Source organism: Thermocladium sp. ECH_B (genome assembly GCA_001516585.1).
GTDB lineage: Archaea > Thermoproteota > Thermoprotei > Thermoproteales > Thermocladiaceae > Thermocladium.
Genome location: LOBW01000121.1, coordinates 1 through 2,990, shown reverse-complemented (window position 1 = coordinate 2,990; position 2,990 = coordinate 1). Strand labels below are relative to the sequence as shown.

The following is a 2,990-nucleotide window of genomic DNA, read 5'->3' as shown; positions in this document are numbered from 1 at the left end:
TAGTAATTAGCTTGGGTACCTCTATATGCGTCGCCCTTAAATCGCCGCTTAATGCCCCAATCGCATTCACCACGGCATCTGCGCCATTAATTATGTTTCCTAAGTCGTTCGTTAATGGATCGATCTTAACTAGTTCAGCCTTATTTCTCAATAGTGATGCATACTCGCGCTTTAGTGGGGTTAGGTTCCTGTATGTGACCAGGACCTCGCCCATGCTTGATAACTCAATAGCTAAGTGAGTGGCTATAAAGCCGAGCCCGAATACTATTATTCTCACTGGTAATTACCTTGGGAATTACTAGCCCTCTACTGGATCTGGGGGGTGGCTTTGGCCTTAAAATCATCTGGTGATACTGGTAAGTCGCCTGTGGGCGGTATTTCGCCGCGTTCCCTGAGTACTTGTCTAGTTAATAGCCAGAATATTAGGGCAAGGCTTCCCCTGCCTTTATTATTGCATGGAATCATTAAATCAATGTAGTTCGGGTCATTATCGGTATCCACTAGCCCTATCACCGGTATACCCGTTGCCGCGGCTTCTTTAAGGGATTGGATATCGGTCTTGGGATCCGCGATTATCAGTAGTTCCGCATCCATATAATTATCAAGGGATGGATTAGTGAATGAGCCCGGAATAAATCTGCCGGCCACGACCTTGCAGCCCACAAACTTGCACATCATCTCCATGGGCTTGAATCCATATGGTTTGACCGAGTGGGCCACGATCTTGGATGGGTCATACCTAGTCATCATTTTAGCGGCTATCCTGATCCTCTCATCTATCTTCTTCAAATTAAATATCCTCAATCCATCGGGCCTCACCGAGAATATGAAGCCCCGCTTAATTAGGTAATTATTTGATATCTTAGCGCCAAGCCTAACGCCGGCCGCCATGTACTTCTCAATCGGGACAAGCAGCTCCTCCCCACTCACTTGCTCCTCCTTTTTATCGCTCATTACGCCATGGGTAAATGATTGGTATTTAAATTTTGCCGCCTCAAGCGAAGCATAAAATTAATAAACGGCTAGATCCGCTGGATCCATATGGTAATGCTGGATGTGCTTTCCAATGCATTGATAATGATAAGAAACGCGGAGGCGCGAGGCTACAGTAAAGTAGTTGTGTGGCCCTCATCCAAGTTGGTCGGCAACGTTCTCCGCATCCTCCAGAAGTACGGCTACGTTGGAGAGGTCGAGTTCATAGATGATGGTCGCGGCGGGAAGTACGTGGTCAGCCTCCTTGGCCGCATAAACTCCATAGGCCCAGTGAAGCCCCGCTTCTTCATAAATAGCCGCGACATACCGGCATGGGAGGAGAAATACTTGCCGGCCCGGCAAATAGGTCTCCTCTTCCTATCGACATCAAAGGGGGTCCTCTCCCACATAGATGCGAAGGAGGCTGGAGTTGGAGGGACGCTTCTAGCCTACGTCTATTAAAATGATCATTACAAAAGATTGAAAGCCTCGCCCTTAAGGGCGGGTAAGCTTAAAGATCTCTGAATGCCATTTCCCTTTAATGCCCTCCCCTGGTCAATTCTCAGAGGATGAGGGGCGGGAGCCGATCTCTCCCGCAATGCCGGGGCATCCGCGAAGGCCGGCAACCGGCGCCCATTATGGCAACCCCCAAGGCCTCGGGGAACCCTCAAGGCGGGGAGGAGGCCAGTCACATGTTTTCCTCCCATCAGTTATTGGACCTTCATTTATGATAGGGCTCAGATTTTCAATCTATCTCTCAGTAGTCCTGGTACTCGTAGGAGCAATTTTCTCATACATGAGGGGCAAAAAGTATGTCGTAGAAGAGGATTTGTCAGAAGCCCTCAAATAGCAGAAAACCCCAAGAGCTATCGAAACCACAAAGATTAAGTATCAGGGGTGATACTAAGTATCAGGGGTGATATATGTTATTTTCGACCGAGCCGAAGCACTCGCTAAATGATCTGTTCGATAGGGAGGAGGAGATAAAGAAGTTAAGGAACAGTTTGAACGAGAGGATGATATTGCTCTTAGGGCTTAGGAGGATAGGCAAGTCCAGTTTAGTTCTCTCCACTCTTAACTCCACTGATGCCAACTTCATTTTCGTAGATGTGAGAAAGGTCTTTGACGACGTGTCCANAAAGGTGCAGGCAGAGAAACTCTATGAGGAGATGTATTTGTCGTTGTTGAAGTTAAGTAAGAGGGAACGTGTAAAGGACATCCTTCTTAGGTTTGGACTCTCCTTGGAATATCCGGTAAAAATTAAATTTTCAATAGACGAAACCAGAAGTAATATCAATAAAATATTTGAGGCCTTGAACGAGCTGGGAAAGGCAGTAGTCGTCTTCGACGAGGCGCAGTACTTAAGGTATTCAACCATAGGGTTGAGACCATTACTATCACACTGTTACGATTACATGAGAGGGATCACCCTAGTTTTCACCGGAAGCGAGGTCGGCTTGTTACACGACTTCCTGGGGATAGACGATCCCAACTCAGAACTTTACGGTCGATATTACACTTCCATAGAGCTTAAGCCCTTTGACAGGGATAAATCCAAGAAGTTCCTGAGGAGGGGTTTCGATGAGCTCCAGGTAAAGGTCGACGAGCTTACGCTGGAGAGGGCGGTCTCAGAACTGGACGGAATAATCGGTTGGCTAGTGTATTTCGGAAAACTGTACCTAGAGAAAGGCAACGACGCGCTTGAGGAGGTCAAGTCCTTGGGAGCCAAGATGGTTAAGAGGGAGCTAGACGAGGCGTTCTCTAGGAGTCCTTACTACGTTTTTATAATGAAAGCCATTGCCACTCTAGGAAAGGCTAGGTGGAAGAACGTACTCAACTATGTGGTAGCTCAGGTAGGAAAAAAGGTCGCCAACGCAACAATATCCAGGGACTTGAGGAACTTGGTGAAGATGGGTTTCGTGGAAAAGGAAGGGAACGAGTACAGGATCGCTGATCCGATTGTGAAATACGCCGTGTTGGAAGAATATTAAATTTTTATATTAACGGGGGTTAAGGGG

At 47.2% G+C, this 2,990-nt stretch carries 4 protein-coding genes and 1 pseudogene; 3 read left to right on the top strand and 2 right to left on the bottom strand.

Going from position 1 to position 2,990, the window contains the following annotated elements; translation table 11 throughout:
* Positions 1–277, bottom strand: a pseudogene (locus AT710_09555).
* Positions 278–306: 29 nt separating this feature from the next.
* Entirely contained in the window at positions 307–954 is a 648-nt protein-coding gene (locus AT710_09550; protein KUO90086.1) for a 30S ribosomal protein S2, read from the bottom strand.
* A gap of 87 nt (positions 955–1,041) precedes the next feature.
* Between AT710_09550 and AT710_09545 the strand changes: the two genes are divergently transcribed.
* The 3 genes from AT710_09545 to AT710_09535 all read left to right on the top strand — a co-directional run bounded on the left by AT710_09545 (position 1,042) and on the right by AT710_09535 (position 2,963).
* Positions 1,042–1,434, top strand: a complete 393-nt coding sequence (locus AT710_09545) for a 30S ribosomal protein S8 (GenBank protein ID KUO90085.1) — start codon at positions 1,042–1,044, stop codon at positions 1,432–1,434.
* A 79-nt stretch (positions 1,435–1,513) separates the two neighbouring features.
* Positions 1,514–1,822, top strand: coding sequence for a hypothetical protein (locus AT710_09540; protein KUO90084.1), 309 nt, complete (start codon positions 1,514–1,516; stop codon positions 1,820–1,822).
* Positions 1,823–1,895: 73 nt separating this feature from the next.
* Positions 1,896–2,963, top strand: coding sequence for an ATPase (locus tag AT710_09535; GenBank protein KUO90083.1), 1,068 nt, complete (start codon positions 1,896–1,898; stop codon positions 2,961–2,963).
* The last annotated feature ends 27 nt before the right edge of the window (positions 2,964–2,990 follow it).